A 13,631-nucleotide genomic window follows, 5' to 3' on the forward strand; every position below is an offset into this window, starting at 1 on the left:
CTGGCTGCGCTCGCCAACTTTTCGCGCATGACCTGGGTAGTATGCTGGAAATCCTTGTGGGTTATCGAACGCGACATGCTGATTGACACTCTAACGCGCCATCCCACCGGAGGCGGCCCTCAGTGGCCGCCTCTCGCCGTTCGTCGCTGCCTGCGTTCATGTTTCGGCTGCTGAAGGGATTGCTGACGATTCTGGCGGTCGGTTTGCTGCTGCTGACCGTCGGCATCGTCGTGATCAATTTATGGATCTTCGACAAGACGCAAGCGCGAATCGAGCATGAGGTACCGCTCTGCACGGTACAGCCGGTTGGCCTGGTCTTCGGCACCGCCCAATGGCTGCGCAAGGGCGGTCCCAATCCCTATTATCAAGCGCGCATGGAAACGGCCGCCGAGCTGCTGCGCCTTGGGCGAGTTCAGCACCTGCTGCTTTCGGGCGACAACCGCACCCGCTACTACAACGAACCGATCAGCATGTGGCGCTCGTTGCGCTACCGCAACGTAGACGATTCTCACATGACGCTGGACTACGCCGGCTTCAGCACCTTCGACAGCGTCGTTCGCGCCAAGGAGATATTCGGTGCCGAGCGGCTGATGCTGATTTCGCAGGACTGGCACCTGTCGCGGGCGTTGTTCATTGCCGATGCGCTGGGGATCGAGGCCACCGGTTGCGCGGTGCCGGACGATGGCGCCAAGGGCGAGTGGCGTTTGCGTCTGCGGGAATGGCTGGCGCGCGCGGCGACTTTCGGCGATCTCTACCTTTGGGGGCGCGAGCCTTACTTTCTCGGCCCGTTCGAGCCGATCAAGGTGTCGCCGCCGTGAGTGACGATTCTCGTAGAGAAGCTGGCAAAACCTTCAGCGCTGACGCTGCTGCAGCTTGTTGATCTCGCGGATCAGCGCGCGGCAGTTCTTCCAGCAGCGCTCGAGCGCCGGCTCCAGCGGTTCCGGCAGCGGATGGGTGAAGGCCGTGCCCAGCGCCTGCATCAATACGCGTTCCTGCTCGAGCAATTCACCCAGCAGCACGGCGCTGTCGTTACCCACGAAGCTCTTGATTCGGCTCCACAGCCAGAGATAGTCATCGCGTTCCACGTCGGCGTCGCGCGGCAACATGTCGAGATGTTCGCGAACCAGGTCCTGCAGTTCGCGCATGGCCGCTCCACGTTCCTCGTAATGGGGTTTCAGGGCATTACGCAACGCCGGACGCAGGCGATCGAGATTGTCCTGAAAATAATCGAGACTGTCGGCCAGCGCTTCGAGCACGCTGTCCATCGCCACTTGGCGATTGTCGAGAAACATGTGCGGCCACCTCCTGAGGTGACACAAATTGTGCGACCGGAAACACTGTTTTGCTACCCCTGAAAGCAGAAAAATTTAGCATTTCCGGCTATTTGTTTACTCCCTCCACCTTACCCCTTGGGTTTCGGCGGCGCCTTGCGTGGCGCGACGGCGTTCTTCTCCAGATGCTCGACGATCAGGCCAGCGATATCCTTGCCCGTTGCCGCTTCGATGCCCTGCAGCCCCGGAGACGAATTGACTTCCATGATCACCGGGCCGTGATTGGAACGCAGCAGATCGACCCCGGCGACGCGCAGCCCCATGGCCTTGGCCGCGCGAATCGCGGTGGAGCGCTCTTCGGGGGTAATGCGAATGACGCTGGCGGTACCGCCGCGGTGCAGATTGGAGCGAAACTCGCCCTCGGCCGCCTGGCGTTTCATTGCCGCCACCACCTTGTCACCGATCACCAGACAGCGAATGTCGGCCCCTTTGGCTTCCTTGATGTACTCCTGGACCATGATGTTCGCTTTCATGCCCATGAAGGCCTGGATGACCGATTCGGCGGCTTGATTGGTTTCGGCCAGCACCACGCCGATACCCTGTGTGCCCTCCAGCAGTTTGATCACCAGTGGCGCGCCCTTGACCATGGTGATCAGGTCGGGGATGTCGTCCGGCGAATGGGCAAACCCAGTGACCGGCAGGCCTAGGCCCTTGCGCGACAGCAGTTGCAGCGAGCGCAACTTGTCACGCGAGCGGGTGATCGCAACCGAGTCGTTGAGCACATAGGTGTTCATCATTTCGAACTGGCGCAACACGGCGCAGCCATAGAAAGTCACCGAAGCCCCGATGCGCGGCACGATGGCATCGAAGGGCTCGAGCTCCTGGCCTTTGTAGTGAATCGACGGACGATGCGAAGTGATGTTCATGTAGCAGCGCAGGGTGTCCACGACTCTGATGCTATGGCCGCGCTGTTCGGCGGCCTCGATCAGTCGGCGCGTCGAGTAGAGGTTGCGATTGCGCGACATGATGCCAATGTGCATGAACCAAGGCTCCAGAAAGTGGGTAAGCGGCCGGGGCCCGCTCAGGGTTCGCCATGCAGGAAAGCGGCGCCCGGGGCGACCAGCAGCCGGCGCATGGCGCGTCGACCGAGCAGCATGGGATGGCGCATGTTGCTGCGATCGGTCAGCGTCAGCTCGATCGGAAAGTCCAGACTGCCCAGCAATAGACGGGTGCGAATCACGTAGCGCCACGCCTCCTGGCCGTTGGAACTTCTCACCTTGCGTCGATCATGAAGCGGCAACTGGCACTCGTGGGGCGGCGTTTGCCCGCCACTGGTACGCGTGACGAACCGCACCCAGGGATGGCCGTTCTCCTCGAACGGTTCGATGGCCTCGGCATGTAGCGCCGAGGTGCGTGCGCCGGTGTCCGCCTTGCAGCAAAGCGTGAGATGCAGATCGGGCAGCGAGACCATCTCGCGGCGACCGATGACGGCCTTGGCCTGATAGGGCATTGCTTTCATCAATTCAGACGTTCCACCCTGAGACGCGCTGGCCCACGGCACAATCGCGTGGCGCCTGGCGCAACATCATCAATATTGGCAACCTCAGCCGCGGGATCAATGCCAAATCACGAACCACCCGGCGAAAATTGATCTGCGTGCAGCGCGCCAGGCGCTCGAGAAAGCAGCATAATCTCACTTCGTGCTCCAGGTGATGCCAGCCGCGCGCGGCGATGGCGACGAGACAATCGGCGGCCATCAGATCGTCGTCTTCGAGCCAGCGATCCAGCCACTCGCCGACTTGCTGCGTGTCGCTGCCGAGAAGGGCCCGCAGCACGGCGCAGTAGCGCTCGAGATCCTGGGCCTCGCGGGCCGGTTCCAACAGTTGCCATAGCGGTAACAGCAACTCTTGAGGGGTATCACCATGCTCGAGCAGGTAACACAGCGGTATCAGGACTTCCCGCGGCAGTCTCGGCAGCCGCTGACCCAGTGCGGCGGTAAGCTCGGGGTCCTGTGTCACGACCAGGTCCGCCAGGCCCTGCAAGCCGATCATCTGCCAGTTGAGCGAGCTATCGCCGAGCAGGTATCGTCGCGCCATCTCGGTATGTGGCGATGTGGGCTGGTCGAACTGCCGTGAGAGGCGAGCATGCAGCAGCGCGCGCTGGTGGAGCTCCGGCTCGAATGCCAGCGGGTTGTCCTGCATCAGATTCTCGACCGGCTGTGCAGAGGCGTCGTCGCCTTGGGCGCCCAATGTCTGCAACAGACGCTCGAGAAAGGCGTCGCGCGGTGCCGGTGACAGTAGACCCTGCTCATCGAGTGGCAGCGACAGAAACCAGATTACCGGATCCGGTCCGGCAGCCGGCCAGCGTAAGGCGCACGCTAGCTGGGCGTGGCCATTCCACGGCAATGGCCAGGCTTGCTGCTCGCGCTCGAAAGCCTCGAAGATGCGAGAAGATAGCGGAGCTACGCGTCGTCCCAGCGTAGAAAGTGCTATCTGGGCGCCGCTATGCGTAAAGAAATCGCTTAGCGTTTGCATGATGGGCGGTCGTCATGTTCATTCGTGGCGCGCACTGTAACTTGCGCGACCCACGACTGGATAGAGCTTGATCAAAAATTGAGCGGCCGCTCGAAAATCATGGCGCATGCCGCTCAGCGGAATATGTCCCAAGTTTATCCACAATCTCTTTCAGCTATTCTGTGAGCAACCGGACCCGAGAGCCACAAAAATGCGAGACCACGCGAGACCACGATAGGAGAAGGAGAGGTAATGACATCGCATGACGATCTGGCCCAGGCCCTGCGCCAACTGGCAACGACGCTCGAGCAGGCCGGCCTGTGGGACGAGCCATGCCCCGAACCTGCGGCTTTCGAAAGCCGGCAGCCGTTCTGTGTCGATACGATGACCTTGCCGCAGTGGCTGCGCTATGTGTTCATTGCGCGGTTGCAGGCCCTGGCCGATGCCCAGGCCCAGTTGCCGGCCAATTGTGCGGTGGCGCCGGCGATGGAAGTCTGGCTCAAGGATTCGACGATGACGGAGAAGGGGAGCGTGATTCGAGACATCGCGGTGGTTGACCGAATCGTCACCGAAGCTTGATCTGCGTTGCGGCAGGCGATAAAAAACCGGGCGCAGGGCCCGGTTTTTGGGAATGTGGCGAGGAGTATGGCCTTAGAAGCGCAGCATCGCGCCGGCACCCACGGTAAGCGGGTTCACGTCGACATCGCGACCGCCGTCGATATCGGCGCTGACGTCGGCATATTGCGCAAAGGCGTTGAAGCCGAAGTTGTCGGTCACGTTCAAATCGACCCCGAGCTCGCCCACGGCGCCCCAGGAATCGTCGACGCTACCGACACCGCTTTCATCGGAGAACGTGGTGTAGTTGACACCGACACCCGCGTAAGGCTGAACACGCGAATCCATGCCGCCGAGCGGATAATACTGCGCCATCAGGTTGACCGGAATCTGCTTGAAGCTGCCGCCTTCGGCATGCACTTCGGTCTTGGTCATGGAGCTCAGCTGGACGCCCAGCTTGTCGTGGAACATATAGCCAAGCCCGAGGTAGCCACCGGTGTCGTCATCGGCATAGCCGTCATCGGTCTCGACCTTGGCCACGCCTGCGCGGGCAAAGAAATCACCAGCATCGTAAGCGAAGGCTGCCTGGGTTCCGAATGCGCAAGCGCCGGCAACTACCATGGCGGGAAACAGTTTGGTCTTAGTCATGATCAAGTACTCCCTTCTTTGCATCATGTAGCCGTGTTACCGGCTTTCACATTCTGTGAAACAACACGGATAGGATAGAAAACAGTGTTCTTTAAGTCTAGTAAAATTTTGAAACAGTGTTTTTTTACCTGTATGCAGTGTTTTCCCAGCGTCATGCAGAGGCGGCGTCCAGCCACTACGCTAAACGTAGTTGCTTGGCTGTCGGGTTTCCAACTTCCTCAACGATAGCGAGATTGCGATCTATAAGGAGCGCTCGTGGGAGAACATCAAGTGCGCTGGATGCTGTCGATCGTCGTACCGGTCATGAACGAGGAGCATGCCATCGCAGACTTCCTGTCGGCCGTCGATGCCGCCTTGGGCGGCGCCGTACCCGAACTGGAGATTCTGTTCATCGATGACGGTTCCACCGACGCGACGCTAGCCAGCTTGCGCCAGGCTGCGGCCAGGGATCCGCGGGTTCGCGTGCTCGCGTTGACGCGCAACTTCGGCAAGGAGGCGGCCATGACCGCCGGGCTCGATCACGCGCGCGGCGACGCGGTGGTGCCGATGGACGTCGACCTGCAGGATCCGCCCGAGGTGATACTCGAGTTCATTCGCTACTGGCGCGACGAGGGCTACGACATGGTCTACGGCGTACGTGGCTCGCGTGCCGAAGACACGCAAACCAAGCGCGCCACGGCCGGGCTCTTCTACCGTTTCTTCAATCGCCTGGCCGAAACGCACATTCCCAGCAATGCCGGCGACTTCCGGCTGATGGATCGCCGGGTGGTGGAGGCGATCAAACGCCTGCCGGAACGCAACCGCTTCATGAAGGGGCTGTTCAGCTGGCCGGGCTATCGCTCCATCGGCGTCTATTATTCGCGCCCGGCCCGCGAGAGCGGAGTCAGCAAGTTCAACTACTGGAAGCTGTGGAACTTCGCGATCGACGGCTTCGTCAGTTTCTCCACCTGGCCGCTACGGGTCTGGATGTACTTCGGTGCCATCGTGGCGGCGATCGCCTTCTTGTACATCCTGCTGCTTGTCGGGCGGGTAATCGTCGTCGGCAACGACGTTCCCGGTTACGCTTCGCTGATGACCGCGGTTCTGTTTTTCGGTGGCATGCAGCTGTTGTCGATCGGCATTCTCGGGGAGTACATCGGCAGGCTGTTCATCGAGACCAAGCAGCGCCCGCTCTATCTGATCGCCGAGGACAGTCTCACAGCAGAATCCTCCGACTCGCCATGAGGCGCCTGAAACGCGAGGCCGGCACCGCGACCCGGTTCGGACTGGTTGGCGGCGTGGCGACGATGGCGCATCTTGGCGTGGCGGCGGCACTGAGTGCGTTGTGGCCGGCGTTGTCGGAGTTCATCGTCAATCTTTTCGCCTTTGCGGTGGCGTTCCAGATCTCGCTGGTCGGGCATCGCCGCCTGACCTTTCGCCGTCGGGGCAGCGCACGACGCTTCTTCGTGTTGGCGCTGTTCGGCTTTGCGCTCAACAACGGCATATTGGGAACGCTGCTGGCATCGACGGCGATACGTGGATTCTGGGCCATCGGTATCGCCACCTTGACGGTGCCGATAGTGACTTATGTTGGCTCTCGCCTGTGGGCATTTCGCGAACGTCGGATATGACAGAAAGCATCGGAAAGGCCGCAGCGAGAACTGCGTCCTTTCCGCCACTCAAGCGGGTCTCAGGCAATGCCGTCGCAGGTACGACAAAGGGCCCCCCGCAGGAGCCTTCGGTGACCACGAGCGCGTGACGCGCATGCCGTTAGCGTGAGATTTGTTTGTATTCACCCGCATCGCTGGTCGCGCCGCTCACTACCAGGATGGCTATGAAGGAGGCGATGAAACCAGGGATGATTTCGTAGACACCCGGGCCACCGAGGAACGACGCATTCCAGCCCAGCGAGATCCACAGCATGACGGTGACGGCACCCACCACCATGCCCGCGATGGCGCCAGCGCCGTTCGTGCGCGACCACATCAGCGACAGGATGATCAACGGGCCGAAGGCAGCACCGAAGCCTGCCCAGGCATTACTGACCAACCCCAGCACCTGAGAGTTCGGGTCGGACGCAATGATGGCCGCTACCACACCCACCAGCACGACGCTGAACCTGCCCACGCGAACGGTTTCCTTCTCGGTCGCCTCTTTACGCAGAAACAGGCGGTAGAAATCCTCGGTCAGCGAGGAAGAGGCCACCAGAAGCTGGCTGGAGATGGTGCTCATGATCGCGGCGAGCAGTGCTGCATAGAGGAAGCCGGTAATCAACGGGTGGAAAAGCAGATCCGCCAGGATGATGAAGATCGTTTCCGGATCCTGGACGTCCAGGCCATTGCGCACTGCATAGGCGCGGCCGAATATCCCCACCGAGATCGCGCCGACCAGCGAGACGAGCATCCAGCTCATGCCGATGTTGCGGGCGACGGGGACATCCTTCAGCGATCGGATGGCCATGAAGCGCACGATGATGTGCGGTTGCCCGAAGTAACCGAGTCCCCAGGTGACCGCGGAGAGCCAGCCGATGAAGGTCAGGCCGTTCGTCCACGACAGCAGGGTGGGATCGACTGCGTTCAGGGTCTGCGATGCCTGGGCGAAACCCCCGCCACCTTCGCCGAAGAGCACCACTGCCGGCATGATCACCAGGGCCAGCATCATGATGCAGCCCTGCACGAAGTCGGTCATGCTCACTGCCAGGAAACCGCCGACGACGGTGTAGATGAGCACCACGCCGAGCGTGATGATCACGCCCGTCGCATAGTCGCTCAACCCGCCGATGTCGATCACGCCGGCGAAGGCACTGTCGAACAACTTGCCGCCCGCCACCAGGCCCGACGCCGTATAGATCGAGAAAAAGACGACGATGACGATGGCGGATATCGTCCTCAGCGACATGGCTCGGGTCGGAAACCGATTGGCCAGGAATTCGGGAATGGTGATCGCATTGCCATAGTGAACCGTCTGTTCACGCAGGCGCGGTGCGACGAGAAGCCAGTTGAAGAAGGCACCCACGAACAGACCGATACCGATCCAGGCCGAGCCCAGGCCGGAGACGAACAGCGCCCCGGGCAAGCCCAGCAGCAACCAGCCGCTCATGTCCGAAGCGCCGGCCGACAGGGCCGCCACCTGCGGACTCAGGGTGCGGCCACCCAGCATGTAATCTTCAGAGGTGGCGGTGGACGTGCGCATGGCATACAGACCGATGGCGATCATGAGCACGAAATAAGCAATCAGGCTGATCCAAACTCCGATAGCCATAGGGCGTCTCCCTTTCTTAGTTATTGGACCGGAAATAGCTCCGGCGGGCGATTGATTCGTAGTCGAGTTTCCCTGTCGAAGAAGAGCCTTGCGATCAAGGAGAATGCGAAGGTAACACCCGTATTTGACGTTGTTTTCGATCACCGGGAACGTCCTTGCTCATCGTTCCCGGCGGTGCGTGAGTCTCAGTCGCCCATGGCGAGCAGTGAGGCGTTGCCGCCGAGGGCGGCGGTGTTGATGGTACAGGTCTTTTCTGTGGCGAAGCGTAACAGATAATGGGGCCCGCCCGCCTTGGGCCCGGTGCCGGAAAATCCTTGGCCGCCGAACGGCTGCACGCCGACCACCGCACCGATGATGTTGCGGTTGACGTAGACGTTGCCGACGCGGATGCGGTTGGCGACATGCTGGGTGAAGCTCTCGTTGCGGCTGTGGACGCCGAAGGTCAGGCCGTAACCCTTGGCGTTGATGGCATCGATCACCGCTTCGAGCTGGTCGGCGCGGTAACGCGCGATATGCAACAGCGGGCCGAACTGCTCGCGTTGCATCGACTCGATGCCGTCGATGGAGAAGGCCATTGGCGCGACGAAGGTCCCGTGCCCGGTATGAGCGGGATCGAGCCGCGACTCGGCGATCAGCCGGCCTTCCGCTTTCATCTTCTCGACATGGGCGAGCAGGCCGTCGCGGGCTTCCTCGTCGATCACCGGGCCGACGTCGGTGCCGAGATCGCGCGGGTCGCCGATATGCAGTTCTTCCATGGCACCGCGCAGGATCTCGATCACGCGATCGGCGATATCTTCCTGGAGATAGAGTACGCGCAGGGCCGAACAGCGCTGCCCGGCGCTCTGGAACGCCGAGTGAACCACGTCGGCGACCACCTGTTCGGGCAGCGCGGTGGAGTCGACGATCATCGCGTTCATGCCGCCGGTTTCGGCGATCAGGGTCGGCAGCGCGGCATTCTCCCGTGCGGCGAGGGCGCGATTGATGATCTGGGCGGTGTCGGTGGAACCGGTGAAGACCACGCCGCTGATGCGTGGATCGCTGCTCAGCACGCTGCCCACGGTCGGGCCGTCGCCCGGCAGTAGCTGGACCACGTCGCGGGGCATGCCGGCTTCATGTAACAGCTCGATCACGCGATTGGCGATCAGCGAGGTCTGTTCCGCCGGCTTCGCCAGCACGGTATTGCCGGCGACGGCGGCGGCGACGATCTGGCCGGTGAAGATCGCCACCGGGAAGTTCCACGGGCTGATTGCGGCGAACACGCCCTTGCCACCCATCATCAGCTCGTTGGATTCACCCGTCGGCCCCGGCAGTGGAGTCGGTTCGGCGAACAGCTCACGGGCGCGGGCAGCGTAGTAGCGGCAGAAATCCACCGCCTCGCGGATCTCGTCGACACCGTCGGTGAGCAGCTTGCCACCCTCGCGGGAGCAGAGCGTCATCAACTCGGCCATATGCGCTTCCATCAGCGTGGCGTGGCGCTCGATAATCGCGGCGCGCTCCTCGACCGGCGTTTCGCTCCAGCGCGGAAATGCCTGCCAGGCGTTCTCCACCGCCTGCTCGGCCTGCTCGCGGCGGGTCCACTGCACGCTACCGACGAGCTGGCGGCGATCGTAGGGGCTGGTGACTGGGTAGCGTTGACTCTCGTCGTCGGCGACCTCCACCGCCAGCAGCGGCTTGGCGTGGTACTCGCGCTCCATGAACTCCGCCATGCAGTCGATCAGTGGCTGATATTGGCTATTGATGTTCAAGTTGACGCCCTGTGAGTTCTGACGGGCCGGGCCGTAGATGTGGCGTGGCAGTGGAATCTTGGGATTGGCGAAGGTCGGATATTGCTTGAGCGTGGCGACGGGATGGACACACAGCGATTCCACCGGCACGCGGGGATCCACCAACTGATGCACGAACGATGAGTTGGCGCCGTTTTCCAAAAGCCGGCGGACCAGATACGGCAGCAGGTCCTTGTGCGCGCCGACCGGGGCATAGATGCGGCAGTAGGTGCCCTTCGGCGCCAGCGGCAGGGCGGCGTCGTAGAGCGCCTCGCCCATGCCGTGCAGGCGCTGGAACTCGAAGCGGCGATTGGCCTGGTTGGCGAACTCGAGAATGTGGGTGATGGTATGGGCGTTGTGGGTCGCGAACTGCGGGAAGATGCGCCCGCGGGTGTTACCTGAGAGCAGAAAACGCGCGCAGGCAAGGTAGGCGACATCGGTACAGGCCTTGCGCGTGAAGACGGGATAACCGTCGACTCCCAACTGCTGCGACTCCTTGATTTCGGTATCCCAGTAGGCGCCCTTGACCAGCCGTAGCGGGATCTCGTCGCCTTGCTGCTCGGCCAGCCGGTTGAGGTAGTGGAGCACCGGCATGGCACGCTTCGAATAGGCCTGTACCACCAGCCCGAAGTGGCCCCAGCCGCGGCAGGCGTCGCTTTCGAATACGGCGCGGAAGACCTCCAACGACAGTTCCAGGCGATCGACTTCCTCGGCGTCGACGGTGATCGCCACCTGACGCTCGCGGGCCAGCTCGACCAGTGCCGTGACCGTGGCGACCAGTTCCTCGAGCACCTGGCTACGGCGACCGAATTCATAGCGCGGATGCAGCGCCGACAGCTTGATCGATACCGAGGGCGCCGGGGTCGAGTCAGCGAGCTTGCGACTGGTCTCGCCGACCTGGCGGATCGCCGCGGCGTAGTCGTCGAAATAGCGCTTGGCGTCGGCGCGGGTGCGGGCGGCTTCGCCCAGCATGTCGTAGGAGTAGGTATAGCCCTTGTCGAACAGCGGCTTCGAGCGCTTCAGTGCCTCGACGATGGTACGTCCGAGCACGAACTGCTGGCCCATGATCTTCATTGCCTGATACATGGCACTGCGGATCACCGGTTCGCCCATGCGGTTGACCAATCGGTTGATGAAGCTGGCCGGCTTGCCGTCGCGCGGCTTGTCCAGCTGGATCACGTTACCGGTCATCAGCAAACCCCAGGTGGAGGCGTTGACGAACCAGGACTCGCTCTGGCCGAGATAGCGCTTCCAGTCGGCCACGCCCAGCTTGTCTTCGATCAGCGCATCGGCGGTGGCCTTGTCGGGGATACGCAGCAGGGCCTCGGCCAGGCACATCAGCAGTACACCCTCCTGAGTGTCGAGACTGTACTGCTGGAGCAGTTCATCGATCGAATCGACGGCGGTATCCATGGCACGAACGTCGCGTACGAGTTGCGCGGTACTGTCACTGATACGCGCGAAGTCCGCCTCGTCGCTGCCGAGCAGTGAGATCAGTTCGCCAACGTAGGCGTCTTCTTCGACGATGTAGTGCTCACTGACTCTCTCGAACAGTGAGGCCAATGACGTCTGCCACGTGGTGGGTTCCAGCATTTGGTCGGCTTTTAGCATTGTTCAACCCCAGAATGTGGGCGTTGGCACGGGCGGTCGCAGCGAAGATGGGCGCTCGTGTCCAGCGCGGACGGGAAGAAATGGTGAGTGACTCTAGCGTGAAACAGTGACGCGCTTCTTGTCATTTTTCCCGGTGTGGTTTGTCAAAAACCCTTGTTCGGGTGAGTCAGCGCGCGATCCGGCGCAGTTGGATCGGCGGGTGACCATAGTGGCGTCGGAAGGCGTGGCTCAACGCGCTCTGGTTGGCGAAGCCGGTGCGCTCGGCGATCTCAGCCAGCGGCAGTTGTGTGGAGGTGGTCAGTTGGCGTGCCGTGTCCAGGCGCAGGCGCATCACGAACTGATAGGGCGTCAGCCCGGTCTGGTCGCGGAAGCGCTCGGCGAAATGCGCTTCGCTGAGGCACGCGACCCGGGCCAGATCGGCCACACTGATGCGCCGGTTCAAGCGCTCGTGCACGTAGCGTTCCAGGCGGGCGATGTCCAGCAGACGGGCGAGGCGACGGGCAGCGGGCGGGGACAGCAGGGTTGCTCCGAGCCGGGCATGCAGAGAACTGAGCAGCGTGGTGACAAGCAGATCGCCCGGCGCATGCTGGGCTCTCGCCATTTCCTGCACCAGGAAGTTGAGATAATGCTGTAGCGACTCGTCCAGCGAAAAGTAGCCGGGGCGATCGAACAGACGGCGCAATTCGCGCTGGCCGCCGGTCAGCGAAACGGCATCGTCGGGAAGATCGATGATCAACTGGCGGTTGTCGCCGATCCCCTCGTAGTAGTGCTCGACATTGGCCGGTACCAGACAGCCGGAGAGTGGCGCGACCACACCACCATGGCCTGCGATCTCGAACTCGGCGTAACCGGACAGTCCGATCACGATCTGGTGATAATCGTGATGATGGTGTTGAACGGCATTGTCGAGTGGCGTCAGGCGGATCGTATTGGTCATGGCAATGGGCAAACGCGTCGATTCAGGCCTGATACTCGCCCTGGCGCAGGGCCAGGCGGGCGGCAAGGTGATCGCGCAGCGCGGCCAGCTCTTCGCGGCCGCTGCGTGAGAACAGCGAGCCGCCCTGTGCTGCCTGCCACGGTCGTCCGTGAACCTCCATCAGATGCTGACAGCGACGGCGCAGATTCTCCAGATAGGCATCGTGGCGGATCGGATAGCCGATCACGGTATGCCAGCGCGCCTCGCTGGCGCGATTGTCGAGCACCTCGTCGAACAACTGGATCAGATCCTCGGCCTGGGTGCGATACCGTGGCGTGCGCGAGAGCATCAGCGCGGCGACGGTGGCCAGGCTGATCAGCAGACAGATGGCAAAGACGAGCAAATAGAGCTGCATGCGCGCACTCCCGAGCGAGTGACTGACGAGGGGGTAGTCTAGCACGGCGGTCGGCGTGCCTACCAAGGCTCAACCACGCTCCTGGAGCGCATGGTGGGCAGGGGAGGGCAGCGACGACCTGCTGGAGGCCAACAAAAAATCGCCGCGCATGGGCGCGGCGATAATGATCGCTAACAGTAAGCTAGAGAAACCAGCGCGACTGCACAGGGATCTCATGCTGATTAAGAACGGATCATGGGCGAAAAGTTCCTTGGCGATGCTTTTTTTGGCGACTTTGCAGCCGTTGTCCGTAATGTCGTCGGCACCCGTTGGCGCCTACCCAGAAAATTTTGATGCGCTGTCGCAGGCAAAATTCCTTCATGCCGGCCATGCGGCGGCGGAACTCGGTAGGTCCGGTAGCGCCATCGACACCTGTCCGGTCATCGGAATTCTCGCTGTCCCGGATCAGATAAGAAGAAGGCTTGGGTGACTTCGACCCAGGTGTCTTGCCCGGTCCGCGATCCGGTTTCTCCCCGACAGTCCACGAGGAGTCGCTCGTGCCCAAAGGGGCGCGTCGCTTCGCGGTCTATCTGGTAACGTGTGCCGAGTCGTTTGCTGCCGCACTGGTAGCCGTTGGCCGACAGCCAGGTGACCATGGCACTGACGACATCGTCTTGGGAGATAACCATTGCTGCTGAATCGGTCATGGGAAATAGTTGA

14 protein-coding genes are annotated in these 13,631 nt (G+C 61.9%); 5 read left to right on the plus strand and 9 right to left on the minus strand.

Annotated features, from left to right (window positions below):
- Positions 1 to 122 precede the first annotated feature (122 nt).
- On the plus strand, positions 123 to 818 hold the full coding sequence (locus tag DOM57_RS01035) for a SanA/YdcF family protein (RefSeq protein WP_239496065.1): 696 nt from the start codon (positions 123 to 125) through the stop codon (positions 816 to 818).
- A gap of 33 nt (positions 819 to 851) precedes the next feature.
- On the opposite strand, the gene DOM57_RS01040 is transcribed toward DOM57_RS01035, so the two are convergent.
- The 4 genes from DOM57_RS01040 to DOM57_RS01055 all read right to left on the minus strand — a co-directional run bounded on the left by DOM57_RS01040 (position 852) and on the right by DOM57_RS01055 (position 3,805).
- On the minus strand, positions 852 to 1,292 hold the full coding sequence (locus tag DOM57_RS01040; RefSeq protein WP_110647386.1) for a hypothetical protein: 441 nt from the start codon (positions 1,290 to 1,292) through the stop codon (positions 852 to 854).
- 110 nt (positions 1,293 to 1,402) lie between these two features.
- Positions 1,403 to 2,311, minus strand: a complete 909-nt coding sequence (gene rimK, locus DOM57_RS01045) for a 30S ribosomal protein S6--L-glutamate ligase (protein ID WP_110647387.1) — start codon at positions 2,309 to 2,311, stop codon at positions 1,403 to 1,405.
- Positions 2,312 to 2,352: 41 nt separating this feature from the next.
- On the minus strand, positions 2,353 to 2,790 hold the full coding sequence (locus DOM57_RS01050) for an ATP-dependent zinc protease family protein (RefSeq protein ID WP_110647467.1): 438 nt from the start codon (positions 2,788 to 2,790) through the stop codon (positions 2,353 to 2,355).
- Between the two features lie 4 nt (positions 2,791 to 2,794).
- Entirely contained in the window at positions 2,795 to 3,805 is a 1,011-nt protein-coding gene (locus tag DOM57_RS01055; RefSeq protein WP_110647388.1) for a DUF3549 family protein, read from the minus strand.
- Positions 3,806 to 4,036: 231 nt separating this feature from the next.
- Between DOM57_RS01055 and DOM57_RS01060 the strand changes: the two genes are divergently transcribed.
- The gene (locus tag DOM57_RS01060) at positions 4,037 to 4,363 is read left to right on the plus strand and encodes a YqcC family protein (protein ID WP_110647389.1); all 327 of its coding nucleotides are present in this window, start codon (positions 4,037 to 4,039) and stop codon (positions 4,361 to 4,363) included.
- Between the two features lie 72 nt (positions 4,364 to 4,435).
- Here DOM57_RS01060 and DOM57_RS01065 read toward each other — a convergent pair whose 3' ends face one another.
- Positions 4,436 to 4,987, minus strand: a complete 552-nt coding sequence (locus tag DOM57_RS01065) for an OmpW/AlkL family protein (RefSeq protein ID WP_110647390.1) — start codon at positions 4,985 to 4,987, stop codon at positions 4,436 to 4,438.
- 255 nt (positions 4,988 to 5,242) lie between these two features.
- Here DOM57_RS01065 and DOM57_RS01070 point away from each other — a divergent pair, with 255 nt between their 5' ends.
- Both DOM57_RS01070 and DOM57_RS01075 read left to right on the plus strand, forming a co-directional pair.
- Positions 5,243 to 6,211, plus strand: a complete 969-nt coding sequence (locus DOM57_RS01070) for a glycosyltransferase family 2 protein (protein ID WP_239496066.1) — start codon at positions 5,243 to 5,245, stop codon at positions 6,209 to 6,211.
- The gene (locus DOM57_RS01075) at positions 6,208 to 6,597 is read left to right on the plus strand and encodes a GtrA family protein (RefSeq protein ID WP_110647392.1); all 390 of its coding nucleotides are present in this window, start codon (positions 6,208 to 6,210) and stop codon (positions 6,595 to 6,597) included. The genes DOM57_RS01070 and DOM57_RS01075 overlap by 4 nt, the downstream gene beginning before the upstream one ends.
- Positions 6,598 to 6,736: 139 nt before the next feature.
- On the opposite strand, the gene putP is transcribed toward DOM57_RS01075, so the two are convergent.
- From putP to DOM57_RS01095, 4 genes are all read right to left on the minus strand, one after another.
- Positions 6,737 to 8,227, minus strand: a complete 1,491-nt coding sequence (gene putP / locus DOM57_RS01080) for a sodium/proline symporter PutP (RefSeq protein ID WP_110647393.1) — start codon at positions 8,225 to 8,227, stop codon at positions 6,737 to 6,739.
- A gap of 185 nt (positions 8,228 to 8,412) precedes the next feature.
- Complete coding sequence (gene putA, locus DOM57_RS01085) at positions 8,413 to 11,601, minus strand: bifunctional proline dehydrogenase/L-glutamate gamma-semialdehyde dehydrogenase PutA (RefSeq protein WP_110647394.1); 3,189 nt, start codon at positions 11,599 to 11,601, stop codon at positions 8,413 to 8,415.
- Positions 11,602 to 11,767: 166 nt separating this feature from the next.
- Positions 11,768 to 12,538: an AraC family transcriptional regulator gene (locus DOM57_RS01090; protein WP_110647395.1), complete on the minus strand. Its 771-nt coding sequence runs from the start codon at positions 12,536 to 12,538 to the stop codon at positions 11,768 to 11,770.
- A gap of 22 nt (positions 12,539 to 12,560) precedes the next feature.
- Positions 12,561 to 12,932 carry a hypothetical protein gene (locus DOM57_RS01095; protein WP_110647396.1) on the minus strand — a complete coding sequence of 124 codons (372 nt, stop codon included), beginning with the start codon at positions 12,930 to 12,932 and terminating at the stop codon, positions 12,561 to 12,563.
- 55 nt (positions 12,933 to 12,987) lie between these two features.
- Here DOM57_RS01095 and DOM57_RS01100 point away from each other — a divergent pair, with 55 nt between their 5' ends.
- Positions 12,988 to 13,401: a hypothetical protein gene (locus DOM57_RS01100; protein ID WP_162619406.1), complete on the plus strand. Its 414-nt coding sequence runs from the start codon at positions 12,988 to 12,990 to the stop codon at positions 13,399 to 13,401.
- Positions 13,402 to 13,631 lie beyond the last annotated feature (230 nt).

It is taken from the genome of Salinicola peritrichatus (genome assembly GCF_003206715.1).
GTDB lineage: Bacteria > Pseudomonadota > Gammaproteobacteria > Pseudomonadales > Halomonadaceae > Salinicola > Salinicola peritrichatus.